The organism is Blautia sp. Sow4_E7 (assembly GCF_052116245.1).
In the GTDB taxonomy this organism is placed as follows: Bacteria; Bacillota; Clostridia; order Lachnospirales; family Lachnospiraceae; genus Blautia_A.
The window spans coordinates 26043-51015 of sequence record NZ_JBQKLL010000004.1 but is presented as its reverse complement, the minus strand read 5'-3'; the positions used below and the strand labels follow the sequence as shown (position 1 = coordinate 51015).

The following is a 24973-nucleotide window of genomic DNA, read 5'->3' as shown; positions in this document are numbered from 1 at the left end:
TGCTAATAGCAGACAAAGTTTAAATAAAAGGGAAAAGAGTTTATCTTAAGAGTCAAATAAACCCAGGAGGCGAAACACTTGAACATTACTAATTTTGCAAAAAAAGTTGCAGAAAAGCCGGTTTTCAAAACCCGTATCAAATCCAGTGAGGTAAAGATCCCGGAGATGATCATCGGCTATTTTCTGGCTCCGTTTTGCGCCATGTTTGCCAACTCCATTTTTGGTGCTTATCTGAACCGTTATTATGTGGATGTACTTGGCTGGACAAAATTCGGGGCATTTGCCACACTTCTGCCTATGGTATCCGTGATCTTCGTAGTTCTCGGAAACCTGATGATTGGGCAGTGGATCGACAATACCAGAAGCACCCAGGGAAAAGCAAGGCCATACCTGATTCTTGCTGCTCCTATGCTGATCGTGGCGATCATTCTTATGTTTATGACACCAACCAGAGGCAACAATGCCATTCAGATGATCTGGATTGCAGTGTCCTATAACCTGTATTATGCACTTGCATATCCATGCTTTTACTGTGCACACAGCTCCATGGTTTCTCTTTCCACCAGAAATTCTGAGAGCCGTGGACTTCTTGCAACACTGTCAAACGCAGCCATGGTTGCTTCAGCAGGAGTTGGAGCCAGCATTCTGGTACCAATCCTTCTTCAGAGCTACCTGTTCGTGACAAAGGATGGCGGAATCGATGTGGATGCCAGCTATGCACATTGGAGAGTGATTTCCATCGTGCTTTGCCTGGTAAGTGCGTTTGGATGTCTGCTGGAGTACTATTTCACAAGAGAGCGTATTACAGAAGAGACCATCGACCTGAATGTGAAAGAAGAGAAGCTTCCGCTGAAAAAGCAGCTGGAGGGCTGTATCCACAACAAATACTGGTGGATCATCATTCTCTACTTCCTGATTTTCCAGTTTGGTCAGCTGATCAAAAACAGTTCCATGAGCTTCTATGTAAGATGGATGTTTGACAACGTAATTAATTCTGCCAATCCGGAGCAGACTTCCGGAACGCTGATGTCCACACTTGGTCTGGTTGGCGGAATTCCGACTGCAATCGGTATGGTGGTGGCCTGGCCCATCGCCCGTAAGCTGGGTAAAAAGAGAGCTGTTGTTTCCGGACTCTGCTTCTCCGTTGTAGGAGGTCTGGTATGCTTCGTAAATGTCAACAGCTTTGGACTGGTTGCTACCAGTATGGTTCTGAAGGGAATTGGAAGCATCCCGGCTATGTACGTAACTATGGCACTTCTTTCCGATGTACTGGATCATCTGGAAGCGAAAAATGGTTTTCGAAGTGACGGATTTACCATGTCTGTTTACAGCTCCATTATGGTAGGCCTTAGCGGACTTTGCATCGGTGTGCTGAACAGCCTTCTTACATTTGCAGGCTACAGCAACACAGGTATTGCCTGCAATCCGCAGACTCTGGAGATCATCGACAATGTGACAAATTACACAGGCCAGATCGTGTACCGCCAGATGGGCGGCGTGGAGCAGGTACTTGCATTTGCATTCCTTGCTGCGGACGTGATCACATATGCGATCGTTATCATTCTTATGAGCCGCCTGGATGTGGAAAAACACATCGAAGAGGACCAGAAAAAGATCAAAGAGAATCAGAAGAAAGCAGCAGAAGGAAAGTAAAAAAAGGCGACTGCCGTACGGGACTTTCATTGAAATTATAATTGTTTCAGAACCTGTTTCCTGTTATACTATTACTATCTTTAGTTCGTGTAAGTGCTTCCGGCCTTCTGGTGCAGCTGTCACTGCACTGGAGGGCTGTTTTTTGTATAGCGGCATTTTCATATAACAACGATCAACAGGACGGGTGAGAAACAACTATGATAAGAATTGCAATTGTGGAAGACGACCGGCACGACCGGGAGGCTTTGAAAAAATGCCTGAGCCGTTATGAGAAAGAGAATCAGGTGAAATTTTCTCTCACGGAATTTCAGGATGGGGAAGATATTGTGACGGATTACACTGCCAGCTATGATCTTATTATTCTGGACATTGAGATGGCTTTTCTAAACGGAATGAAGGCGGCGGAGAAAATCCGTGAACTGGATACAAACGTGATCATTATTTTTATTACCAACATGCCCCAGTACGCCATTCAGGGATACAAGGTGAATGCGCTGGATTATATTCTGAAGCCCATTTCCTATTTCTCATTTTCTGAGAGCATGGCAAGGGCCCTGACTAAGGTGAAGACACCGGAGAAAGAGTATATTACCATTGTCTTAAAAGGTGGGAAAAAGAAGCTGGATGTGGCGCGGATCTGCTATGTGGAGGTGCAGGATCACGTTCTGATCTATCATACACTGGACGGGGATTTTGAAACAAAGGGCACCATGCGTGATACAGACAATCAATTTGACCCGAAGAAATATTTTCGGTGCAACCGCTGTTATCTGGTAAATCTGGAATTCGTGGAGACCTACCAGGGCAGCGATATTATGGTAAATGGCGACACTATTCAGGTGAGCCGGAGCAGGCGCAAGCCGTTTTTGGATGCCCTGAATGAGTATATGAATGAGGTGGGAAAATGAGCGGCACAGTGGTGAATACTCCGGGGTATTATTACGCCATTTCTTACTGGCTGTCTGCGTCAGTGATGATTTTTGTGCAGGGGTGTGGAAAAATAGACCTATGGAAATATCTGTACAGTGTGCTTAGTTTTATCAGTATTTTTACAGTTATGTTTTTCACGGATGGAATAAAACAGATCTTTTTTATGCCTCTTATGATATGCGTTTTTGGGCTTATGCTATTGTATATGAAGATGGCAGGAGAGCTTCCATGGCGTGAAACCGGATTTTATTGTGCGAAAGCATTTATCAATGCGGAGTTTGCTGCTTCTTTGTGCTGGCAGATCCATTATTTTTATACAGGGGATTTCAGCGGCCTGATGAAGGGAACTTCAGAGCAAACTGCCTGGCGGCTCCTGCATATGGTAGTGATTTATGCAGGGATGTACATTTTGGTCTACCTGATCGAACGCTACCTGAAAAAGGATATTGAGGAATTACAGATTACCCGCAGAGAATTGCTGGTTGTGTATTTTGTAGTGATCGTTGTGTATTGCATCAGCAATGTAAGCTATGTGGATGTAAAAAGTATTTTCAGCGGCGGTACAGCCATGGACGTTTTTATCATCCGTACCCTGGCTGATCTTAGCGGAATGGCAGTGCTTTATGCCTATCACATTCAGGTAAAAGAAATCCAGATGAGATTCGAGAAGGACACCCTTCAGAATATTACAAATATGCAGTACCAGAACTACAAGCTTTCCAAGGAAAGCATTGATATTGTCAATCAGAAATATCACGACCTGAAGCACCAGATAAACCTTTTGAAAACCGGCGCAGACACGGAAAAGGCAGGGGAATATCTGGAGCAGATGGAACGGGAAATCAAGATTTACGAGACACAGAATAAAACGGGAAACAAGGTTCTGGACACGATTCTTACCAGTAAGAGCATGCATTGCCAGCGACATGGCATTGAATTGAAATTTATGGGTGAGGGACAGCTTTTGAATTTTATGGAAGATATGGACATTAGTGCCCTTTTTGGAAATATGCTGGATAATGCCATTGAGAGTGTGGTGAAGATCAAGGATCGCCAGAAGCGCCTGATTTCCATTCATGTGATACAGGAAAGGCAGTTTATCCGTATCCGTACTGAGAATTACTGTGAAGAGGACGTTCAGTTCCAGGATGGACTTCCCGTTACCACAAAGAAAGATAAAAGGTTCCATGGATATGGGACGAAGAGTATAAAAAAAATCGTGGAGAAGTATGGCGGATCGGTTATGGCTGGCAAGACAGATAACTGGTTTGAATTGAAGATACTGATTCCGATGAAAGGTTAATGGAGGAATAATAAATGCCATCATATAGTATTATTGATAATTTTGAAATCCACAAAAACAACCGTTTTCTGGAGATTGCAGAGTCTCTGAAACCGGAGCTTTATCATAAGGAAATAAAAGCGGCAAAAGAGATCATGGTGGGAAAAGACCGCCAGATGCGGACTGTGGTGGCAGAAGAGCACCCAATTGAAAACCTGTATGTAAAATCCTTAAAAAGAGATGACACCGTATTTGTAGATTTCGGGGATCACGCAGTGGGCTATGTGACTCTGGAACTGAGCAAAACCGGAAGTCACCAGGATGCGCCGGTTTATTTTTACCTGAAATTTGGTGAGCGCCTGGAAGAGATGACCGATAAGACCGCAGATTATGATGGCTGGCTCAGCCGTGGCTGGATCCAGGAAGAATATATCCATGTGGATGTGCTTCCGGCGAAGGTGAAGCTGCCAAGAAGATATTCCTTCCGTTACATGGAGCTTCGTGTGATCGATACTTCTGCCAAGTTTCAGCTGAAGATTGACGGAATTTCCTGCGACACCGTTTCCGCGGTTAATATGGATTCTGTAGAAACCATTGATTTTGGTGATCCTCTGCTGAACCAGATCGACCTGGTAAGCCGCAAAACGCTGAAAGAATGTATGCAGGATGTTTTTGAGGACGGACCGAAGCGTGACCGCAGAATGTGGCTTGGTGATCTGAGGCTTCAGGCCAGAGCCAATTATTACACCTTCAAGAATTATGACCTTGCGAAACGCTGTATGTACATTTTCGCAGGGCTGCTTTTTAACGAGGGAAAATTAAGCGCCTGTGTATTCACAGAGCCGGATATGGAACCGGATGACACTTACCTCCTGGACTATGCTCTATTTTTCACGTCAGTGCTTCTGGATTATTATGAGGCAACTGGTGATCTGGAAACCCTCAAGGATCTTTATGAGGTAGCGGTTGATCAGATCCGCATTGCCATGACACAGCTCAATGAAAAAAATGTTGTGGAGGATTTAGGGGATGCATTCTGGTGCTTCCTGGACTGGGGCGATGGCCTGAATAAGCAGGCTGGTGCCACTGCTGTGCTGATCTATTGCATCCGTTATGGAATCCGCCTTGCCAGGATTCTGGATAAGCAAGAGGATATCAAGTTGCTGGAAGAGAAGCAGGCCATGCTGAAACAGGCTGCTGTGAAAGAGTTCTGGGATGAAAACCTTGGAATGTTCGTAAGCGGTCCGGATCGTCAGGCTTCCTGGGCAACCCAGATCTGGATGATCCTTGCCCGCGTCTTTGACAAAGAGACCAACCGCAAGCTGATCCACCATGTTATGGAAGTAAATCCGCGAATCCGCATGGTAACTCCATACATGTATCACCATTATATTGATGCGCTCATCCGCTGTGATGAGAAAGAGCTTGCCTTAGAAGAAATGAAACGTTACTGGGGCGAGATGATCCACGACGGCGCTGACACCTTCTGGGAACTGTATAATCCGTACAACCGGGAGGAATCTCCCTACGGTTCCAGCATGGTCAACAGCTATTGTCACGCGTGGAGCTGCACACCGACGTACTTCCTTAGAAAATTTTATATGGGTGATGGGAAATAGAATTGAGAAAGAGGATCTTGCAGAAATGCAGGATCCTTTTGCACACCCCACTTTGCGGTATATTTTGTCCGGATTCGGTTGTCGCAGTTAGTATATGGAGAGGTTAGCATTAAAATAGCCCTGCCATTTATGAAGGCAGGGCTGAAATAATTATTTCTTCTTATTTTTCTTAGATTTCCTGCTCTCGTTCTGAGCAGTCTGAGCTTCCTCAGCAGATTTCTTAAAGCGTGCGAAAAATCCTTTTTTCTTTTTAACCGGAGCATCCAGGTTACCACGGATACCTTTCACACCTACTATGTAAAGTCCGCTTACTTCAGCCTTGATCTCCTTCTTTACAGGAATAAGGTCGAATACCTTCTCGTCTGCAATGAGAATGGAAATCTTCGGTCCAACCTTTGCCTTAACAATGGGCATCTTGGAACGGCGGAGAAGCTTCGGTGTCTGGTCAATGACCATCTGTGGGAGACCAGATTCCTTAAGTGGCATTCTCTTCTTATCAATAACGAGCATGGAAACGGTCTGTTTACTTGCCTCGATCTGTGCCTGCTGTTCTTCCTGTTTCTTCTGGGTCTTCTTGCCAAAAAAATACAAACCAATCAGTAATCCAATGAGGATTACGAGAATCACCAGAAGGACGATTGTTACTGGATGCATACTTATCCTCCTACATATAAAGTTTCTTAATAACGATTCAGCCTGCATGATTCCGCAAAGTGTGTAACGGGAAATGCACTGAACAGTTACGTTTCTTATTACATAAGTTACATTTTAACATCATTTTTTACAAAAGGCAATTACAATTAGAAAATATTAACACCAGATAATGCAAAGGAGAGGTAGTAATTAAAGGAAATTTCATGTATAATGAAATCTGCTGGTTACAAAATGGATAAGATTGTCTGATATGGTTAAAATGTTAATGTCAGAGAAGGTTTGCACAGGGTGTGAACAGCAGCATATGAGGGGAACTGACAGATAAGGAGTTATAGAATATGAAAAAATCTGATACAGAGCAGGATACCTCTGTTCTGGAAGAGAAAATAGTTCCCGAAAGACAGACAGACGAGGAACTTGATAAAGAACTACAGCAAATAGAAGAAGAGAACCGCCGGGAAGAGCAATATTATGAGGAACGCCGCCGTGAACGTCATGAGCGTAATCTGAAGAGAAAAAAGAGGCAGATACGAAATCGTAATCTGGCTCTTATTATTACTGCTTTGGTGATACTGGGAGGGGTTGGTTATTATTTCAGAGACCAGCTGGGACTGCAGGATAAAGCAGAGATGCTGGTGGCAAAGGCGAAGGAAGTAATTCCGGGAAATAGCACACAGAGTCAGGAGAATACGGGTTCGGCAGATGGCGAACCAGAGACAGAAGGAAAGACAACTGGAGAAACACCGGAGGCAGATGCAAATAGCACTGACGATTCCGAAAATCAGGAAAATGATGGAAGCGATACCGGTAAAGCTGGGCAGGAGGGAAACAGTACCGGGGAATCATCCGATACCCAGAACCAGCCGGAACAGGAGGTTACCCAGGCCGCTGCTGAGGATGTGAACAGAGTGATGCCTCAGGCCGCCGCAGCAGGAGCGGGTATTATCAGAAGACAGATCCGCCATGAGAAAAAGGTGCTGACCACCGCAAAAGAAAAAGCGGCCCAGTATGATTATGACGGCGCCATCAGCCTTCTTCAGAAAGACAATGCATACGTGCGAAACGTGCATTTTCAGAATGCAGTCCAGAAATTCCAGAAAACAAAGGATAAATGCGTAGCGTGGTCTCCGGAACAGGTGACACATATTTTTTATCATTCACTGATTGTGGACACCTCCAAGGCATTTGACGGAGACTATAAGACGGATGGTTATAACCAGGTTATGACCACCATGACAGAATTTAATAAGATCACCCAGATCATGTATGACAAAGGGTACGTAATGGTAAATCTCTACGATCTTGCCGGACTGGATGAGGATGGCAGGATGAAGGCGAAACAGATTTATCTGCCTAAGGGAAAAACGCCTTTTGTACTTTCCCAGGATGATGTGTGCTATTACCATTCCCAGGATGGTGACGGCATTGCCACCAGACTGGTGGTAGATGACGAGGGCAAGGTCCGGAATGAGTATGTGCAGGACGATGGAAGTACTGTTGTGGGAGACTATGACGTGGTACCGCTTATTGACCGCTTTGTGGAAGAACATCCCGATTTTGCCTACCATGGACATAAGGGAATTGTGGCACTTACCGGCTATAATGGAATTCTTGGATACCGTACAGATATCAGTTACCAGACAAGACCCGATGATCTGAATGACGACAAAAAGGCATGGCTGGATGCCCATCCGGATTTTGACCTGGATACGGAGCGTGCCGGGGCGAAGAAGGTTGCGGATGCCATGAAAGCAGAAGGATGGACTTTTGCAAGCCATACATGGGGACATAAGAATATGTCTACGGTTTCTATGGAGCGTCTGCAGACTGATACTGAGAATTTCAAAGAAAATGTGGATCCGCTTATTGGCGGAACAGATATTATTATATTTGCTTTTGGAGCAGATATAAATGGAGGCGGAGAATATACCGGGGATGAGAAGTTTAATTACCTGAAATCTCAGGGATACGACTATTACTGCAACGTGGATTCCAACAAATACTTTGTGCAGATCACAGACGAGTATTTCCGGATGGGACGAAGAAATGTAGATGGATACCGCATGTATTACAATCCGGAGCTGCTTTCCGATCTGTTTGATGCAAGTGAGGTGTTTGATTCTTCCAGACCGACGCCGGTACCTCCGATGAATGGCGGCTGATAAATAGCTGCTGGTCACGGAGTGAACAGTAACCGATAAATAGAAAGATTAAACAGAATTCCGACAGCAGGCTTTCTTTTTGGAAGAAAATGTGATAATTTTATATAAGAGTAACCGAAGGGAGTATGAAATGAAAAGAAAAGCATATTTAGCAGCTTTGGTAATGTGTATGGCACTTGCCGTAAATGGCTGTGGAAACGATAAAGAAACTGAGAATACAGCTGCGCAGGAGCAGACAGAAACTACAACCGATACAACAGACACAGCAGATTCCCAGACGCAGGCAGAACCCTACACCGATTCTACCGGTGCTACACGCCTTGTTTCTGTGGATAATGTGGAGAAATATATTACCATTGCAGACTATAAGGGGATAACTCTTGATAATTCTGTACAGGAAGTTACAGATGATGATGTAGACAACCGTGTTGCCGAGAATCTGAAGGATAATTCCGTAGAAGTGACGGATGAAAGCGCTACTGTACAGGATGGGGATACCGTTACCATCAATTTCGTAGGAACCAAGGATGGCGAGGCATTTGAGGGCGGAACCGGAAATAATTATGATCTTGTGATCGGAAGCGGAACCATGATCCCTGGATTTGAAGAGGGAATTGTTGGCATGAAGAAGGGAGAGACCAAGGACGTACCGGTTACTTTCCCGGAGAGCTACCGCAGCACAGAGCTGGCTGGCCAGGACGCTGTTTTCCAGATCACAGTGCAGAGCTTTAAGAGACCGCCGGAACTGACCGACGACTGGGTAGCAGCGAATACAGACTATACCACAACAGATGACTATAAAGCTTCTGTCCGCACACAGCTTGAGCAGGAAGCACAGGATCAGGCACAGAGCAGTCTGCGCAGTACAGCATGGACTACCATCTTTACCAATTCTGAGGTTGTGGAATATCCGGAGAAGGATGTGGAAGAGGCTGCGAAGACTTTCCGGAGCCAGGCCGAAGCTTATGCAAAGCAGGGAAACATGGAGCTTAAGGATTTTGTAGAATCCCAGGGCGTTTCCATGGACGATTTTGAAGCACAGTGCCAGCAGTATGCACAGGCCAAGGTAAAACAGGACCTGATCATCCAGGGAATTATGGATGCTGAGGGAATGACCCTCGAAGATGAGGAAAGCCTTGCAATCCAGAACCAGCTGGTTGAGCAGTATGCGTCAGGAGATCTGGCTGCGCTGATCGATACCTACGGACAGGTAGCTGTTGACGAAAGCATTGGACTTATGAGAGTTCAGGATTTCATTATCGCAAATGCAAATTATGATCAGACTGCAGCAGATGGAGAGGCGGCCGCTGAAGCATCCGTAGATGCTGCAGACGGAGAGACTGCTGAGGAAGTATCCGCAGATACAGCAGACGGTCAGGCTGCAGATGAGGCAGAAACTGCAGACACAGCAGAGAATACTGATAATACGGATGCAGCGGCTGACAGCGCATCAGAAGCGGATGCCAGCGCAGATGCACAGGACACAGATTCAGAAAATTAATCCCGGGAGAGGAACTTAAATCATGATTATCAGAAATGGAGAAGTATTTCAGGAAGACGGAAGCTTCAAAGTCCAGGACCTGTATGTGAAAGATCATAAGATCGTGGCTTCTGAGGATGAAATAACAGATAAAACAGTGATAGATGCAGTTGGTCTTAAGGTGATTCCAGGACTGGTTGATGTCCACAGCCATGGGGCCTTTGGACACGATTTTTCAGATGCAGATCCGGAAGGACTTAAGATCATTCTGAAATATGAGAAAGCACATGGAATTACATCTTACTGCCCTACTTCCATGACATTGCCGGCAGAAGAACTGAAAGAGATTTTTTCCACTATTAAGACTGTGGGTGTTATGGAAGATGGTGCCACGGTGCGTGGAATCAATATGGAGGGACCGTTCCTGGATCCGAAGAAAAAGGGCGCCCATGTAGAAGGATATATCCGCAGACCGGATGCAGCTTTTTTCCGGGAACTGAATGCCTATTCCGGAAATATGGTGAAGCTGGTAACTCTGGCTCCAAATATGGATGGGGCTATGGAGTTTATCGATGAAGTACATAATGAGGTCTGCATTTCACTGGGACATACAGCTGCTGATTATGAGACGGCTTGTGAGGCTATGCGAAGAGGGGCACATCATGTCACTCATCTTTATAATGCAATGCAGCCGCTGGCGCACAGAGAGCCGGGACTTATTGGAGCCGCATCCGATGATGAAGCATGTATGGTGGAGATGATCTGCGACGGTATCCATATCCACCCGTCTGTGATCCGCGCCACATTCAGAATGTTTGGACCAGAGCGGATTGTGCTGATCAGCGATTCCATGATGGCGACAGGAATGGAGAATGGAACTTATCAGCTGGGCGGACAGGAAGTAACCATGAAAGACTGTAAGGCCACTTTAAAGGACGGTACCATTGCCGGTTCTGCAACGAACCTGTATGACTGCATGCGCAAAGTGGTATCCTTTGGCGTGCCGCTTAAGGAAGCTATCTGGGCTGCTACACGAAATCCTGCGAAAAGCATTGGAATTTACGATGAAGTCGGTTCTCTTTCCGTTGGAAAAGAAGCCGATATCCTTCTGGTAACAGATGAGCTGGAATTGAAGAAGGTATTATAAGATTTGGGTAACAATAGGTATAACTGTGAAAGTGGTGGACAGTTACACTACGGATAAAGAGGTAAGATAAATGGATAGAAGGGTATTGCGCGAAAGAATGCGCAGGAAGCAGCGCCAGATCAGGAGACGTAAGATTATCAAGCTGGTAACTTACGTAGTGGCAATGGTGCTGGCTGTGATTTTTGTAATAAGGGGCGTGATTTTCCCAATTGTAAGCCGTATTGGAGGGAAAAGCACTGGAAGTTCCCAGCAGGTGCAGGCGGATGCCGAAGGAGAGGATACGTCAGATAGCGGAACGGATTCTACAGAGGCGCAGCGCCAGCCGTTGAAGGGGCAGAGTGATGTTACAAAGGTGGCCTCCCTGACACCAGGCTGGCATGAGGATGATAATGGCCGCTGGTATCAGAATGCGGATGGTACATATTATACAAATGGTTTTGCAGAAATTGACGGAGTGGAATATGCTTTTGACTCAAACGGATATATGCAGACCGGATGGGTTACAAAGGGTGTCAATGACTACTACTTTAATGATGACGGTTCTTATAATCCAGAAAAGAAACGTCCTTTGATCGCACTTACCTTTGATGACGGGCCGGGTCAGTACACAGACAAACTGCTGGATTGTCTGGAAGAGAACAACGCCCACGCAACCTTCTTCATGCTGGGCATGAATGTTCAGAACTACCAGAGTGAAGTAAAACGTATGCTGGATATTGGATGCGAGATTGGAAACCATTCATGGGATCATAAAAATATGTTTGAACTGAGTCTTGATGATGTAGCTAAACAGTTCAATGATGCGGACCAGGCTCTTATTGATGCCTGTGGACAGGCTTCTACTGTAGTGCGTGCACCATATGGAAACTGCGATGATGATATTATTTCAACTGTTGGAAAACCATTTATCATGTGGTCTATTGACAGTCTTGACTGGAGCTACATGGATGCAGATCTGGACTACAACGGAATTATGAATGACAGCGGACTGCAGGATGGTGCTGTGATCCTGATGCATGATATTCATGAGCCATCTGTGGAGGCAGCCATTCGCCTGATTCCGGATCTGATCGCACAGGGCTATAAACTGGTAACCATCAGTGAGATGGCACAAGCCAAGAATGTTACACTGCAGCCTGCAAGATATGCAGAGTTCTGGCAGAGTGCCCTGGATGAGGGACTGGTACCTGGATATGCTGGAAACAGTTCTTCTGAGGATGCTTCTTCTGAAGACAGCTCTGGAAGCGGCAGTTCGGATGATAGTTCAGAAGATTTCAGCGACGGTTCCGGAGATGGAAGCGATGAAAGTGACGGAAGCGACGGATACACGGACGGCAGTGAAGATGGAGATGAGGATTTCAGCTCTGATTCAGGCGAATAAAGTTTGCGCATCAACTGCTGCTTCCTGAGCACTGCGCAAGAAGCAGCGGCTCTGTTATACATTGCAAAGCTGGTCATTTTGAGAGAATTGAACAGTAATATGAAATACGCTTGTACTTAAGAGAAACATGCAAAGTACAGGCGTATTTTTTTACAGGAAAAATTGGTTTAACTGTATGTTTTTTATAAATAATAGACAATTTTGTGGTGACATGGACAGAAAGAATATGCTATAATGTGCATAAGAAATTGAAAGTTTAGGGAGGTAACTTTCGGATGGGAGAGAAATTACAGTTTACAGAGCTTGACCAGTATCTGTTTGGTCAGGGAACCCATTATGATGTTTACAGGAAGCTTGGTGCGCACCCGATGAAACGAGGGAAAAAAGAAGGCGTTTATTTTGCAGTATGGGCACCTAATGCACAGGCTGTTTCTGTAATTGGAGAGTTTAACGACTGGGACGAGCAGGTATCCCCAATGAAAAAGGTAGGCCCTATTGGTGTATTTGAGGTGTTTGTCCCTGGAGCGAAGATTGGACAGCTGTATAAGTTTTTCATTATAGGAATGCATGGGGAGCACATTTATAAGGCAGATCCTTATGCAAATGAGGCAGAATTAAGACCGGGAACCGCTTCCAGGATCACGGATATCGGAGCGTATAAATGGAAAGATGCCACCTGGATGAAGAACCGCCAGAAGTTTGACGAGAACAAGGATGCCATGGCAATTTATGAAGTCCATCCTGGTTCCTGGATGAAGCATCCAGCTACTGAGGAGGATGAGAAGGGCTTTTATAATTACAGGGAGCTTGCGGTGAAATTGGCCCGGTATGTAAAGGATATGGGATACACCCATGTAGAATTGATGGGAATTGCAGAGCATCCATTTGACGGATCCTGGGGATATCAGGTGACTGGTTATTATGCACCAACCTCCCGTTATGGAACCCCTCAGGATTTTAAATACATGGTAGATTATCTTCACAGACAGAAGATTGGCGTGATCCTGGACTGGGTGCCGGCTCATTTTCCAAAAGACGCTCATGGGCTTGTGAATTTTGACGGAACCGCAGTTTATGAGCATGCAGATCCAAGACAGGGGGAGCATCCGGACTGGGGCACGAAGATTTATAATTACGGCAGACCAGAGGTAAAGAACTTCCTGATCGCAAATGCCCTGTTCTGGATTGAAGAGTGCCATGTGGACGGTCTTCGTGTTGACGCGGTTGCATCCATGTTGTACCTGGATTACGGCAAGAATGATGGCCAGTGGGTTGCCAATAAATATGGTGGAAACCAGAACCTGGAGGCAATCGAGTTTTTCAAGCATCTGAATACGGTAGTCCTTGGAAGAAACCATGGAACCGTGATGATCGCAGAGGAATCTACTGCATGGCCGAAGGTAACCGGCAAGACAGAGGATGACGGCCTTGGATTTTCCCTGAAGTGGAATATGGGCTGGATGAATGATTTCCTGGAGTACATGAAGCTGGATCCTTATTTCCGTAAATTTAATCACAATAAGATGACATTTTCCATGACCTATGCGTACAGCGAGAAGTATATACTGGTGATTTCCCATGATGAGGTTGTTCATCTGAAGAAGTCCATGCTGGAAAAAATGCCTGGAGAGCCAGATGATAAGTTCAAGAATCTGAAGGCTGCTTATACCTTTATGTTCTGTCACCCGGGCAAGAAGCTTCTGTTCATGGGACAGGAATTCGGCCAGCTTCGGGAGTGGAGCGAGGAGAGAGAACTTGACTGGTTCCTTCTTGGTGAAGAGAAGCACTGTGATCTGAAGGATTTTGTGCAGGCACTTCTGAAAATGTACCGCAAATATCCTGCGCTCTATGCAATGGACACAAATCCGTCCGGTTTTGAATGGATCAATGCGGATGACGGGGACAGAAGTATTTATAGTTTCGTAAGGAAGTCACCGACTGGAAGAAACAATCTTCTGGTGGTATGCAACTTCACACCGGTAGACCGTCCGGATTACCGTGTGGGAGTTCCGAAAAAGAAACAGTATACTCTGGTCCTGGATGAGAATGGACAGACGGAGAAGAAGGTATTTAAGGCAGAAGCCAGTGAGTGCGATAATCGTCCGTTTTCCTTTGCATATCCGCTTCCAGGATATGGAGTGGCTGTGTTCAAGTATTAAAAATGACTAAAGAATTGGGAAAAACAGGGTTTGGTTTGTGACTGTTGGGGATTTTTCCCAGAAGGTCAAAAATTTGTTGCTATTTGGAAAAAGTTGCGATATAATGAGCCCGAACGAAAAGAAATGGAAAAGTTGTGCATGTTGAAAGGAGAATATTGACATGAAAGTATCTAATATTAAAGACATTCAGAAATTTTTTGATGTAGTAGACAGCTGCACTGGTAAAGTAGAGCTTGTAACTGGTGAAGGTGACAGACTGAACCTGAAATCTAAATTATCACAGTATGTATCTCTTGCAAACATCTTCTCTAACGGTGAGATCCCGGAGCTTGAGATCGTTGCATATGAGAAAGAAGACATTGATAAGCTTATGCATTTCATGATCAACGGCTGATCTGCATAAATCTGTGAAATTAGGATAAATATATTAGGGGATGTGACGTAGTCATGTCCCCTTTTCTGGCAGGTATAGCAAAGGTGTTACGTTGATCCTGGGAGACAGGATGGTCGTTGCTATACAGACAGGAATGAATAACCAGGGGGTATCGGTGCTTCCTGGTCATAGCTTTTTGTGCGAAAATCCCGGCACCAGAGCTGGACGTGCCCCAAGGTATTACGAAGCATGAAAGAAATTGTAATATTTTGGGGGACGAATCTGCTTTGGCGCCCTGTATCATAGAAAGGGGAAATACAAAATGGTAAAGATTGACATTATTTCCGGTTTCCTTGGAGCCGGTAAAACAACTCTTATTAAGAAACTTCTGAAAGAGGCCTTTGAAGGCGAGCAGGTAGTGCTGATCGAGAACGAGTTCGGTGAGATCGGTATTGACGGCGGATTCCTGAAAGACGCTGGAATCGAGATCCGTGAGATGAACTCCGGATGTATCTGCTGCTCCCTGGTTGGAGATTTCGGTGCTTCCCTGAAGGAAGTAGTAGAGAAATATCATCCGGACCGTATCCTGATCGAGCCATCAGGTGTTGGCAAGCTTTCTGATGTTATCAAGGCTGTACAGGGTGTGGAAGAGGATGTTGACATTCAGCTGAACAGCTACACCACAGTTGTGGATGCGAAGAAATGCAAAATGTATATGAGAAACTTCGGCGAGTTCTTTGATAATCAGGTACAGTATGCAGGGGCCATCATTATGAGCCGTACCGATATTGTAGATGAGAAGAAAGCAATGGAGTCCATGGAGCTGCTTCGTTCTATTAATGAGAAAGCTGCGATTATCACAACTCCTATTGAGAAGCTGGACGGAAAGAAGATCCTGGAGGTTATGGAGCATCCGGTATCTCTGGCAGATGAGCTGCTGAAAGAGGAGCATGAGCATCATCATCACCATGATGATGAGTGCGGCTGTGGACATGACCACGAACATGAGCACCATCATCACCACGACCATGACGACGAGTGTGGCTGCGGACATGATCACGACCATGAGCATCATCACGACCATGACGACGAGTGCGGCTGTGGACATCATCATGATCATCACCATCATCATGCAGACGAAGTATTCACCAGCTGGGGACGTGAGACCATTAAGAAGTTCACAAGAGAGGGACTGGAGAAGATGTTGGAGAGCCTTTCCACTTCTGAAGAGTATGGCGTGATCCTTCGTGCTAAAGGAATGCTTCCGGCAGAGGACGGAACCTGGATCTACTTTGATATGGTTCCAGAGGAAACTGAGATCCGTGAAGGTTCACCAGAGTACACCGGACGTCTTTGCGTAATCGGTTCCAAACTGAAAGAAGACAAGCTGGCTGAATTGTTCGGCGTAGTATAAAAATACAGGGAGGTTTCTGTAAATGGACGAAATTACAGTACCGATTTATCTCATATCCGGCTTTCTGGAAAGCGGTAAGACCTCTTTCCTCAGCTTCACCCTGCAGCAGGATTATTTCCGCACAGAGGGGAAGACTCTTCTCATTCTCTGCGAAGAGGGCGAGGAGGAGTACGACGAGGAAGCTCTTGCGAAAGACAATGTGGTAATTGAGGTTATCGAGAAGGAAGAAGATTTTACACCGGAGCGTCTCCAGGCGCTGGATATTATTCACCAGCCGGAGCGTGTGGTTATGGAATACAATGGAATGTGGCTGGTAAGCAAATTTGAAGAGATGAAGGTTCCAGCAGGCTGGGGCATTGAACAGCACATCACCTGTGTGGATGCAGGCACATTCCAGGTTTATATGCAGAACATGAAATCTATTTTCATGGACATGGTCCGCAATGCGGATATGGTTGTATTTAACCGCTGCAAGAAAGAGTATCCTCTTGCAAACTTCCGCAGAAGCATTAAGGTTGTAAATCCAAGCGCAGAGGTTATTTTCGAGGACGAAGAGGGCGAGATGACCGATATTTTCGCAGATCAGATGCCATTTGATCTGGACACTGATATCGTGGATATTCCGCCGGAAGATTACGGAATCTGGTTCGTAGATGCTATGGATCACCCGGATCGCTATGTTGGGAAAACACTCCGTTTCAAGGCCCGTGCAAGACGCCCAAGAGGAATGGGAAGCAAGTTCTTTATTCCAGGACGTACTGCTATGACCTGCTGTGCAGATGACACTACTTTCCTTGGCTACATCTGCAAGAGTGCTTATGCACCCAAGCTGAAACCAGGTGAGTGGGTTGAGGTGACGGCCAAGGTTGCCTTTGAGAACCGTTCTGAGTACCAGGGAGAGGGAATCGTTCTCTATGCAGAGAATGTAAGCCCATGCGAGCCGCTGGCGGATGAGATGGTATATTTTAATTAATAAGGAAAATAAGAGTATGTATTTAGTTGTTGGACTGGGAAACCCCGGGAAGCAGTATGAGGCGACCCGCCACAATATGGGTTTTGACACGGTCGACGTGCTTGTGGAGCGTCATAATATTCCGCAGGGCGGCGTAAAATTTAATGCCATGTACGGCTCCGGTTTTATTGGCGGGGAAAAGGTGATCTTCATGAAGCCTTTGTCCTTTATGAACTTAAGCGGCGGTCCGGTGCAGGAGATGGCAGCTTATTTTAAAATCGATCCGGAGAGCCAGCTGATCATTATCCAGGATGATATTGACCTGGAGCCGGGACAGCTTCGTATCCGGAAGCAGGGCAGTGCTGGTGGCCACAATGGGCTGAAGGACATTATTGGCAGACTTGGCACCCAGAAATTTATGCGTGTAAAGGTTGGCGTAGGTGCCAAACCAAAGGGATGGGATCTTGCAGACCATGTACTTGGCAGGTTTTCGACCGCAGACCGCAAACTGGTGGATGAGGCAATCGAGCTTGCCGCAGACGCAGTAGAAAAAATCATAACCGATGGTCCGGATGCAGCCATGAATGAATACAACCGAAAAAGGGTTACAGAGTAATAAAGGAAGTCCAGCAACAAGCTGGGCTTCTTTTGCCCCAAAATCGATAAAGGAGGAAAGCCATGCTTTCATTTACCCAGCCCCTTAAGGGGATGGCAGAATTTGAAGAAATAGAGAAAAGCCTTGAGAAAAATCAGGGCATTGTGCAGATCACAGGCTGTCTGGAATCCCAGAAGGCACATCTGATCCATGGGCTTTCCGGCAAAGCCCCCATGCGCCTTGTGATCGCAGGTGATGAGCGCCAGGCCAAGGAAATCTGTGAGGACCTGCGCTTCTATGATAAGAATACCATGTTTTACCCGGCGAAGGATCTGCTGTTTTTCCAGGCGGATATTCAGGGGAATTTGCTGATCCGCCAGAGAATGTGCGTGGTAAAGGCACTTCTGGAGCAGGAAGATCTTACCGTTGTCACCAGCATTGACGGCTGTATGGATTATCTGATGCCGCTGGAAGAGATTCAGAAAAAGGTGCTCCATTTTTATTCTGACAGCGTGATCAACATGGATGTACTGAAAAATACCCTGGTCCAGCTTGGATATGAGCGGGTAGGACAGGTGGAAATGCCGGGGCAGTTCTCTGTGCGCGGCGGCATTGTGGATATTTACTGTCTTACAGAGGAGAATCCGTGGCGAATCGAGCTGTGGGGAGATGAGGTGGATTCCATCCGCAGCTTTGACGCAGAGAGCCAGCGTTCTCTGGAGAATCTGGATGAGATCGCCATTTATCCGGCTGTAGAGTGGGCGGATGGCAAGAAGATGGTCTCTTTTGCGGACTATTTTCCAAGAGAAAAAATGCTGCTGTTTCTGGATGAGCCAAACCGGATCCTGGAGAACGGACTTGGGGTGGAACAGGAGTATCAGCAGAGCCGTATGCACAGAGAGGAAAAGGGAGCACAGGATCTTCCGGTGCAGTGGCTTTGTGAATTTTCCAAAGTCCAGAAGGAATTGAATAAATGCCGGGCGGTGTCTTTGTCGGCGCTGGAGCCACGTGGCGTGGAGTGGAATTTTGCCCAGGAGAAATACAATCTGACTGTTCAGAGTGTGACTTCCTATAACAGCAGCTTCCAGCTTCTGGTGGAGGATCTGAAGAAATATAAGAAAAAGGGTTATCAGATCATTCTGCTTTCCGGATCCAGAACCAGAGCAGAGCGTCTGGCCAAGGATCTTCAGGAAAATGATCTGAATGCCTTTTACGGCTCTGATTATGACCGGGTGATAAATCCAGGAGAGATCATGGTTCTCTATGGACACGCCCGGAAGGGGTTTGAGTATCCGCTGATCAAATTTGCGGTGATCACTGAGTCCGATATTTTCGGTCAGGAGCAGAAAAAAAAGAAAAAGAAGAAGGTTTACAACGGCAAGCGGATTCAGGATTTTGCGGAGCTTTCCATTGGAGATTATGTGGTTCATGAGAAGCATGGACTGGGAATTTACCGTGGGATTGAGAAGGTGGAAGTTGACAAGGTTGTAAAGGATTACATCAAGATCGAGTATCGGGACGGAAGTAACCTGTACATTCTGGCAACCCAGCTGGATCTTTTGCAGAAATACTCTGGCGCAGATACGGCCAGGGCACCGAAGCTGAATAAGCTTGGCACCCAGGAGTGGAACCGAACCAAGTCCAAGGTAAAGGGAGCAGTCAAGAATATTGCAAAAGAATTGGTAGAACTTTATGCGGTTCGCCAGGAAAAAGAGGGTTATGTGTGCGGCCCGGATACAGTATGGCAGAGGGAATTTGAGGAAATGTTCCCTTATGAAGAAACGGAAGACCAGCTGAATGCCATTGAGGATACCAAGCGGGACATGGAGAGCACCAAGATCATGGACCGCCTGGTGTGTGGAGATGTTGGATATGGCAAGACAGAGGTTGCCCTGCGCGCTGCTTTCAAAGAGGTGCAGGAGAGCAGACAGGTGGTGTATCTGGCGCCAACTACCATTCTGGCCCAGCAGGTTTACAATACTTTTGTCCAGAGAATGAAGGAATTTCCGGTGCGGGTAGATCTGCTCTGCCGTTTCCGCACTCCTGCCCAGCAGAAAAAGACGCTCCAGGATCTGAAAAAAGGACAGGTGGACATTGTGATCGGCACCCACAGAGTGCTTTCCAAGGATGTGGAGTATAAGAACCTGGGACTTTTGATCGTGGACGAGGAGCAGCGTTTCGGCGTTACCCATAAGGAAAAGATCAAGCAGCTGAAAAAGGACATTGATGTTCTCACATTGACAGCCACGCCGATTCCCCGAACCCTTCACATGAGCATGATCGGAATCCGTGATATGAGCGTGCTGGAGGAGCCGCCTATGGACCGTATGCCGATCCAGACTTACGTCATGGAGTATGACGAGGAGACCGTCCGGGAGGCCATTGGAAGAGAACTGCGAAGAGGCGGTCAGGTTTATTATGTTTATAACCGGGTGACGGACATTGATGAGGTTGCTCTTCGGATTTCCAAGCTGGTACCAGATGCCAGGGTGGATTTTGCCCATGGACAGATGAGCGAGCGGGAACTGGAACGGGTTATGTACGATTTTATCAATGGAGATATCGACGTGCTGGTTTCTACCACCATCATTGAGACCGGGCTGGATATTTCCAATGTGAATACCATGATCATCCACGATTCCGATAAATATGGACTTTCCCAGCTTTATCAGCTGAGGGGAAGAATTGGACGTTCCAACAGGACTGCCTATGCGTTTCTGATGTACCGCAGAAACACCATGCTACGGGAGGTGGCGGAGAAGAGGCTTTCTGCGATCCGGGAGTTCACAGATCTGGGAAGCGGCTTCAAGATCGCCATGCGTGATCTGGAGCTCCGCGGTGCAGGAAATCTGCTGGGAGCACAGCAGCATGGACATATGAACGCAGTGGGCTATGACCTTTACTGTAAAATGCTTAGTGAGGCGGTGAAAGAGGCAAAAGGTATTCATACAATGGAGGATTTCGAGACCACCATTGATCTGAACATGGATGCCTTTATTCCTGATACGTATATCAGCAATGAGTTCCAGAAGCTGGATATTTACAAGCGTATTGCGGGAATTGAGTCCCAGCAGGAATATGATGATATGCTGGAAGAGCTGATCGACCGGTTTGGGGAGCCGCCGAAAGCAGTGCTGAACCTGCTTGCCATTGCAAGGCTGAAAGCGCTGGCCCACCAGGGATATATTACGGAGATCAAGCAGCTGCAGCGGGAGATCCGGATCACTCTTTATGAGAATGCACATTTGAACCCGGAGGGAATTCCGCCGCTGGTTGCCAGGTACCGCAGACAGCTGCAATTCAAGCCGGATAAAGAGCCGAAATTCCTGTTTGCCCCGGTGGGGGATATTGTGCAGGCGCTGACGGTGTTTGCAAAAGAGTTGATGGGGCTGGTGGAAGAATAACGAAAATTGTGTGAAATCCGCCAGATTTTCCCCTTTCTACTTGCCCTCATGGGAAAAAAGTTTTATACTCTTATTAGCGTGCTCGTAATAGAAGATTGTGATGGAAGTATACAATGATTTTACCGGCACATCAGTGAAAGGGTAATTGGTGATCAATATGAAGAAAATCGTGAAGAACACAACCGTAGCAGCGCTGGCTGGTGTAATGGCAATTGGAATGCTTTCTGGCTGCGGAAGTAAGACTATAGATGGAGAGAAGACTGTAGCAACTGTAAATGGTACAGACATTCCTATGGGCGTGGTAAGCCTGTATGCCCGTGAGTCACAGGCCCAGACCGTCGCTATGTACAAGAGTTTCATGGGAAGTGCTGGAAATATCTGGAGCCAGGTGGTAGATGAAGATGCCGGTACCACATATGGTGAGCAGGCTGTAGGACAGTTCCTGGAGCAGGTTGAACTGATGTACATCATGAAGGAGAAGGCAGCAGATTATGGTGTTGAGGTTACTTCTGATGATGAGACTGCCATTGCAGATGCAGCAGCACAGTTTATGCAGGATAATGACGAGGATACCCTGAAGGAGCTGGCAGTTTCTGAAGACCAGGTGAAGACACTTCTGGAGCTTGAGACCTACCGCCAGAGAATTTACGATCCGATCCGCAATGAGGTAGAGGTTGACATAACTGATGAGGAGGCGCAGCAGTCTTCTTTCAGTTATGTGAGCATTTCTATCAGCGGGGATGATCTTTCCGATGACGACATTGCTACCCGCAAGGAGCAGGCACAGGAGATCCTGGATAAGATGAAAGAAGATCCGGCTGCAGACATGGGCGAGACAGCCAAGGCGGTAGATGATACCTACAGCGGACTGACTGGAACTATTTTCACAAACGATAGCGATGATGAGGATATTTCCAATTCCTATGATGATGCGGTTGTAGAGGCTCTTAGAACTCTGAAAGACGGCGAGGTTTATGGTGAGCTGGTTGAGACTGACACAAACGTATATGTTCTCCGCATGGATAAGGTAAACGATGAGGATGCAACTGCTTCCAAGAAAGAGTCCCTTGAGAATACCAAGCGCACCACCTACTATTCCGAGACCACCCAGAAGTGGCTGGATGATGCAGAGATTACTGTAAATGATAAAGTTCTTTCTACTTTGACAATTACAGATGAGCACAGCTTTACTATTAAGGATACTTCCGCAGATACAGCAGCAGATACCAGCACAGATACTGAGGCTGCTGACACAAGTGAAGATTCAGAAGCCGCAGCTTCCGAGGATGCTGAGGCAGCAGATGCAAGTGAAGAAACTGATACAGCGGAATCAGATACAGAGAATACCACTGAGGAAGACAGCGCAGAAGATACTGCTTCTGGTGAGTCTGACAGCACGGACGAGGCAACTTCCGAGGAAGAGACAACCGAGAATAACTAAGTTATTTACGGAATGAGAATTTAATAAGGAAATTTATATAAAAGGCCTGCCTGGTGAATTCAGGCAGGCCTTTTATAAAGAGGAAAACGTAACTGTGAACCACGTTCATAAAAAACACCTCGCGGAATAGCTATCTGGAAACTTTAATTGGCGAGGAAGTTTACATAAAAAATATCTAGCGGAGAAAAAAGGAGGAGAGAGCTTATGCGAAAGAGAACTCTGATTGCAGGAATGCTTCTTGGAATGGTTTTGTGTGCCACTACCGTAAATGCCGAAACCGTTTTTGACGAAAAAGAGATCGAGATTCCGAGACTTCAGAAGGAATATACCATTGCCGTGGTAAATGACCAGCATATTATTGTGGAAGATGGAGATTATGCAAAAGAAAAAGAAGAGGAAGTGGACAGCCGTTACGGGCTCTTTTGCAATGAAGAGGGAGTCCACTCTTCTGATGCCTGGCAGGGAATTGTGGAGGACGTAAATAATCTGCAGCCGGATGGTGTAGTCCTGGATGGAGATATGATCGACTTTTTTTCCCAGGCGAATCTGGACTGTCTCATGGGGGGGCTGAAGGAGATTGAGGCACCTGCCATGTATCTTCGTGCGGATCACGATCTGGCGTCCTGGTACAGTGATAATCTCACCTCCAAGGAAATCAACAAAAAGGAAAAAGCTGCCTGGGAAATGGACAGCGTGATGGTACAGGATTACGATGAATTTCTGGTGGTGGGAATCAATAACAATACCAATCAGATTTCCAAGAAGGGCTTAAAGAAAATAAAAGAGGTGTGGCAGCAGGGCAAGCCTGTCATTCTTGTCATGCATGTGCCGCTGCAGTCCCAGCTCAGTGATGATCTGGACAAAGCATCCAAAGAGGTCTGGCAGGACAGAGCGCTGATCTGGGGAAATAAGGATTGTTATTATGAGCCGAATGAGAGAACACAGGAATTTCTGGACATGGTTTTCGCGGAGGATAGCCCGGTGGTGGCTGTGATCGGGGCGCATCTGCATTTCGCGCATGAGGATCAGTTAAATGACAAGATCGTGCAGTATGTGTTTGATGCCAGTTATAAAGGAACTGTTGGTGTAATTAAGGTGAATGCGGCAGAATAATAGAAAATGAAAGAAATCTTTGGTACATTTCAAAGAGGTAATCATTGTTCCCAAAAACACTTTGCAAAATACTACCTGTGGATAGTAAAAAGAAGTGACCGGACAGATGTGCGATACTGGGGAAATCACTATAAAGGAAGAATAGCATGAAAAAGATACTTCTCATTGCAACAGGAGGCACCATCGCCTCCAAATATACGGCAGAGGGCCTGGCACCGCAGATTTCCGCAGAAGAGCTGCTGGAATACATCCCGGAGGCAAGGGGATTCTGTACCATTGATACGGTACAGCCTTTTGCACTGGACAGCACAAATGTGTGCGCAGGCCACTGGCTGAAGCTTGCCAGACTGATCGAATCTAAATATGAATTTTACGACGGATTTGTGCTTTGCCACGGAACCGATACCATGGCGTATACAGCTGCGGCTTTGTCCTATCTGATCCAGAATAACCGCAGACCGATTGTGATTACAGGGGCGCAGAAGCCCATTGATCTGGCAATCACAGACGCCCGTTCCAACCTGCTGGATAGTCTGCGTTTCGCGTCGCATGACCGGTCACATGGGATTTCTATTGTGTTTGGCGGAAAGGTGATTGCAGGAACCAGGGCGAAGAAGGAGTTTTCCAAAAGCTACAATGCTTTTTCCAGCATTAATTACCCGGATATTGCGTCCATTCATGATAATAAGATTATTTTTTATATTGATGACAAGGATCAGTCTACCAAGCCGCTTGTGTTTTATCATGAGATGAACCAGAAGATTTTTCTGCTGAAGCTGATCCCTGGAATTGACGGGAAAGTGCTGGACGCCCTTTTCCCGACTTATGACGGACTGATTATCGAGTCCTTCGGCGTGGGCGGGCTGCCACATTATGAGAATGATGATTTTATGGAAGCCATCGGACATTGGATCAAGGCGGGCAAGCCGGTGTGCATGGCTACCCAGGTTACCCATGAGGGAAGCGACATGGAGGTTTACCAGGTGGGAAAGATCATTAAGGAGCGTTTTCCAGTGCTGGAGTCTTATGATATGACACTGGAGGCGTCTGTGACGAAAATGATGTGGGCACTGGGACAGACCCGGGATATGGAGAAATTTAGGAAGTTGTTTTATACGACAATTAACCATGATCTGCTTTTCCTGTAAAAAACGTTGAAATATTGTGGACAAGTAAGCTAAAATATAAAAGCTGGTTACGGTTCATTTTGGGAC

General features: G+C 46.3%; 19 protein-coding genes. 17 read left to right on the top strand and 2 right to left on the bottom strand.

Annotated elements, in window-relative coordinates:
- The first annotated feature begins 78 nt into the window (after nucleotides 1–78).
- The 4 genes from ACTQ50_RS04065 (at nucleotide 79) to ACTQ50_RS04050 (ending at nucleotide 5484) form a co-directional block, all read left to right on the top strand.
- Nucleotides 79–1653: an MFS transporter gene (locus ACTQ50_RS04065; RefSeq protein ID WP_226820343.1), complete on the top strand. Its 1575-nt coding sequence runs from the start codon at nucleotides 79–81 to the stop codon at nucleotides 1651–1653.
- Between the two features lie 197 nt (nucleotides 1654–1850).
- Nucleotides 1851–2561 (top strand): LytR/AlgR family response regulator transcription factor, encoded by a 711-nt coding sequence (locus tag ACTQ50_RS04060; RefSeq protein WP_226820345.1) that lies wholly within the window; start codon nucleotides 1851–1853, stop codon nucleotides 2559–2561.
- Nucleotides 2558–3886, top strand: coding sequence for an ATP-binding protein (locus tag ACTQ50_RS04055; protein ID WP_441483077.1), 1329 nt, complete (start codon nucleotides 2558–2560; stop codon nucleotides 3884–3886). Before ACTQ50_RS04060 ends, ACTQ50_RS04055 begins: the two co-directional genes overlap by 4 nt.
- Before the next feature lie 14 nt (nucleotides 3887–3900).
- Nucleotides 3901–5484, top strand: a complete 1584-nt coding sequence (locus ACTQ50_RS04050) for an alpha-L-rhamnosidase-related protein (protein WP_441483076.1) — start codon at nucleotides 3901–3903, stop codon at nucleotides 5482–5484.
- Here ACTQ50_RS04050 and ACTQ50_RS04045 read toward each other — a convergent pair.
- Complete coding sequence (locus ACTQ50_RS04045; RefSeq protein WP_441483075.1) at nucleotides 5463–5594, bottom strand: DUF6783 domain-containing protein; 132 nt, start codon at nucleotides 5592–5594, stop codon at nucleotides 5463–5465. The genes ACTQ50_RS04050 and ACTQ50_RS04045 overlap by 22 nt on opposite strands.
- Before the next feature lie 40 nt (nucleotides 5595–5634).
- The gene (locus tag ACTQ50_RS04040) at nucleotides 5635–6138 is read right to left on the bottom strand and encodes a hypothetical protein (protein WP_226820351.1); all 504 of its coding nucleotides are present in this window, start codon (nucleotides 6136–6138) and stop codon (nucleotides 5635–5637) included.
- Nucleotides 6139–6476: 338 nt separating this feature from the next.
- Between ACTQ50_RS04040 and ACTQ50_RS04035 the strand changes: the two genes are divergently transcribed.
- The 13 genes from ACTQ50_RS04035 to ACTQ50_RS03975 all read left to right on the top strand — a co-directional run bounded on the left by ACTQ50_RS04035 (nucleotide 6477) and on the right by ACTQ50_RS03975 (nucleotide 24907).
- Complete coding sequence (locus ACTQ50_RS04035; RefSeq protein WP_441483074.1) at nucleotides 6477–8300, top strand: polysaccharide deacetylase family protein; 1824 nt, start codon at nucleotides 6477–6479, stop codon at nucleotides 8298–8300.
- A gap of 130 nt (nucleotides 8301–8430) precedes the next feature.
- A complete protein-coding gene (gene tig / locus ACTQ50_RS04030; RefSeq protein ID WP_441483073.1) occupies nucleotides 8431–9801 on the top strand; it encodes a trigger factor in 1371 nt (456 codons plus the stop codon).
- Nucleotides 9802–9823: 22 nt separating this feature from the next.
- The gene (gene nagA, locus ACTQ50_RS04025; protein ID WP_441483072.1) at nucleotides 9824–10927 is read left to right on the top strand and encodes an N-acetylglucosamine-6-phosphate deacetylase; all 1104 of its coding nucleotides are present in this window, start codon (nucleotides 9824–9826) and stop codon (nucleotides 10925–10927) included.
- A gap of 70 nt (nucleotides 10928–10997) precedes the next feature.
- Nucleotides 10998–12308: a polysaccharide deacetylase family protein gene (locus tag ACTQ50_RS04020; RefSeq protein ID WP_441483071.1), complete on the top strand. Its 1311-nt coding sequence runs from the start codon at nucleotides 10998–11000 to the stop codon at nucleotides 12306–12308.
- Nucleotides 12309–12583: 275 nt separating this feature from the next.
- Nucleotides 12584–14467 carry a 1,4-alpha-glucan branching protein GlgB gene (gene glgB / locus ACTQ50_RS04015; RefSeq protein WP_441483070.1) on the top strand — a complete coding sequence of 628 codons (1884 nt, stop codon included), beginning with the start codon at nucleotides 12584–12586 and terminating at the stop codon, nucleotides 14465–14467.
- A 160-nt stretch (nucleotides 14468–14627) separates the two neighbouring features.
- Nucleotides 14628–14861, top strand: a complete 234-nt coding sequence (locus tag ACTQ50_RS04010) for a polya polymerase (RefSeq protein WP_226820362.1) — start codon at nucleotides 14628–14630, stop codon at nucleotides 14859–14861.
- Between the two features lie 301 nt (nucleotides 14862–15162).
- Nucleotides 15163–16254: a CobW family GTP-binding protein gene (locus ACTQ50_RS04005; protein ID WP_441483069.1), complete on the top strand. Its 1092-nt coding sequence runs from the start codon at nucleotides 15163–15165 to the stop codon at nucleotides 16252–16254.
- 22 nt (nucleotides 16255–16276) lie between these two features.
- Nucleotides 16277–17227, top strand: a complete 951-nt coding sequence (locus tag ACTQ50_RS04000; RefSeq protein WP_441483068.1) for a TIGR03943 family putative permease subunit — start codon at nucleotides 16277–16279, stop codon at nucleotides 17225–17227.
- Nucleotides 17228–17243: 16 nt separating this feature from the next.
- Nucleotides 17244–17822, top strand: a complete 579-nt coding sequence (pth, locus tag ACTQ50_RS03995) for an aminoacyl-tRNA hydrolase (RefSeq protein ID WP_441483067.1) — start codon at nucleotides 17244–17246, stop codon at nucleotides 17820–17822.
- Nucleotides 17823–17884: 62 nt separating this feature from the next.
- Nucleotides 17885–21205 carry a transcription-repair coupling factor gene (gene mfd, locus ACTQ50_RS03990; RefSeq protein ID WP_441483066.1) on the top strand — a complete coding sequence of 1107 codons (3321 nt, stop codon included), beginning with the start codon at nucleotides 17885–17887 and terminating at the stop codon, nucleotides 21203–21205.
- 157 nt (nucleotides 21206–21362) lie between these two features.
- A complete protein-coding gene (locus ACTQ50_RS03985; RefSeq protein WP_441483065.1) occupies nucleotides 21363–22646 on the top strand; it encodes an FKBP-type peptidylprolyl isomerase in 1284 nt (427 codons plus the stop codon).
- 204 nt (nucleotides 22647–22850) lie between these two features.
- On the top strand, nucleotides 22851–23759 hold the full coding sequence (locus tag ACTQ50_RS03980) for a metallophosphoesterase (protein ID WP_441483064.1): 909 nt from the start codon (nucleotides 22851–22853) through the stop codon (nucleotides 23757–23759).
- A 146-nt stretch (nucleotides 23760–23905) separates the two neighbouring features.
- Entirely contained in the window at nucleotides 23906–24907 is a 1002-nt protein-coding gene (locus ACTQ50_RS03975; protein WP_441483063.1) for an asparaginase, read from the top strand.
- The last annotated feature ends 66 nt before the right edge of the window (nucleotides 24908–24973 follow it).

What these genes read in the sequence shown, in the direction of transcription:
- ACTQ50_RS04060 (WP_226820345.1), top strand. Translation starts at nt 1,851, where the DNA reads ATGATAAGAATTGCAATTGTGGAAGACGACCGGCACGACCGGGAGGCT.
- ACTQ50_RS04055 (WP_441483077.1), top strand. Translation starts at nt 2,558, where the DNA reads ATGAGCGGCACAGTGGTGAATACTCCGGGGTATTATTACGCCATTTCT.
- ACTQ50_RS04050 (WP_441483076.1), top strand. Translation starts at nt 3,901, where the DNA reads ATGCCATCATATAGTATTATTGATAATTTTGAAATCCACAAAAACAAC.
- ACTQ50_RS04045 (WP_441483075.1), bottom strand. Translation starts at nt 5,594, where the DNA reads ATGCTAACCTCTCCATATACTAACTGCGACAACCGAATCCGGACAAAA.
- ACTQ50_RS04040 (WP_226820351.1), bottom strand. Translation starts at nt 6,138, where the DNA reads ATGCATCCAGTAACAATCGTCCTTCTGGTGATTCTCGTAATCCTCATT.
- ACTQ50_RS04035 (WP_441483074.1), top strand. Translation starts at nt 6,477, where the DNA reads ATGAAAAAATCTGATACAGAGCAGGATACCTCTGTTCTGGAAGAGAAA.
- tig (WP_441483073.1), top strand. Translation starts at nt 8,431, where the DNA reads ATGAAAAGAAAAGCATATTTAGCAGCTTTGGTAATGTGTATGGCACTT.
- nagA (WP_441483072.1), top strand. Translation starts at nt 9,824, where the DNA reads ATGATTATCAGAAATGGAGAAGTATTTCAGGAAGACGGAAGCTTCAAA.
- ACTQ50_RS04020 (WP_441483071.1), top strand. Translation starts at nt 10,998, where the DNA reads ATGGATAGAAGGGTATTGCGCGAAAGAATGCGCAGGAAGCAGCGCCAG.
- glgB (WP_441483070.1), top strand. Translation starts at nt 12,584, where the DNA reads ATGGGAGAGAAATTACAGTTTACAGAGCTTGACCAGTATCTGTTTGGT.
- ACTQ50_RS04010 (WP_226820362.1), top strand. Translation starts at nt 14,628, where the DNA reads ATGAAAGTATCTAATATTAAAGACATTCAGAAATTTTTTGATGTAGTA.
- ACTQ50_RS04005 (WP_441483069.1), top strand. Translation starts at nt 15,163, where the DNA reads ATGGTAAAGATTGACATTATTTCCGGTTTCCTTGGAGCCGGTAAAACA.
- ACTQ50_RS04000 (WP_441483068.1), top strand. Translation starts at nt 16,277, where the DNA reads ATGGACGAAATTACAGTACCGATTTATCTCATATCCGGCTTTCTGGAA.
- pth (WP_441483067.1), top strand. Translation starts at nt 17,244, where the DNA reads ATGTATTTAGTTGTTGGACTGGGAAACCCCGGGAAGCAGTATGAGGCG.
- mfd (WP_441483066.1), top strand. Translation starts at nt 17,885, where the DNA reads ATGCTTTCATTTACCCAGCCCCTTAAGGGGATGGCAGAATTTGAAGAA.
- ACTQ50_RS03985 (WP_441483065.1), top strand. Translation starts at nt 21,363, where the DNA reads ATGAAGAAAATCGTGAAGAACACAACCGTAGCAGCGCTGGCTGGTGTA.
- ACTQ50_RS03980 (WP_441483064.1), top strand. Translation starts at nt 22,851, where the DNA reads ATGCGAAAGAGAACTCTGATTGCAGGAATGCTTCTTGGAATGGTTTTG.
- ACTQ50_RS03975 (WP_441483063.1), top strand. Translation starts at nt 23,906, where the DNA reads ATGAAAAAGATACTTCTCATTGCAACAGGAGGCACCATCGCCTCCAAA.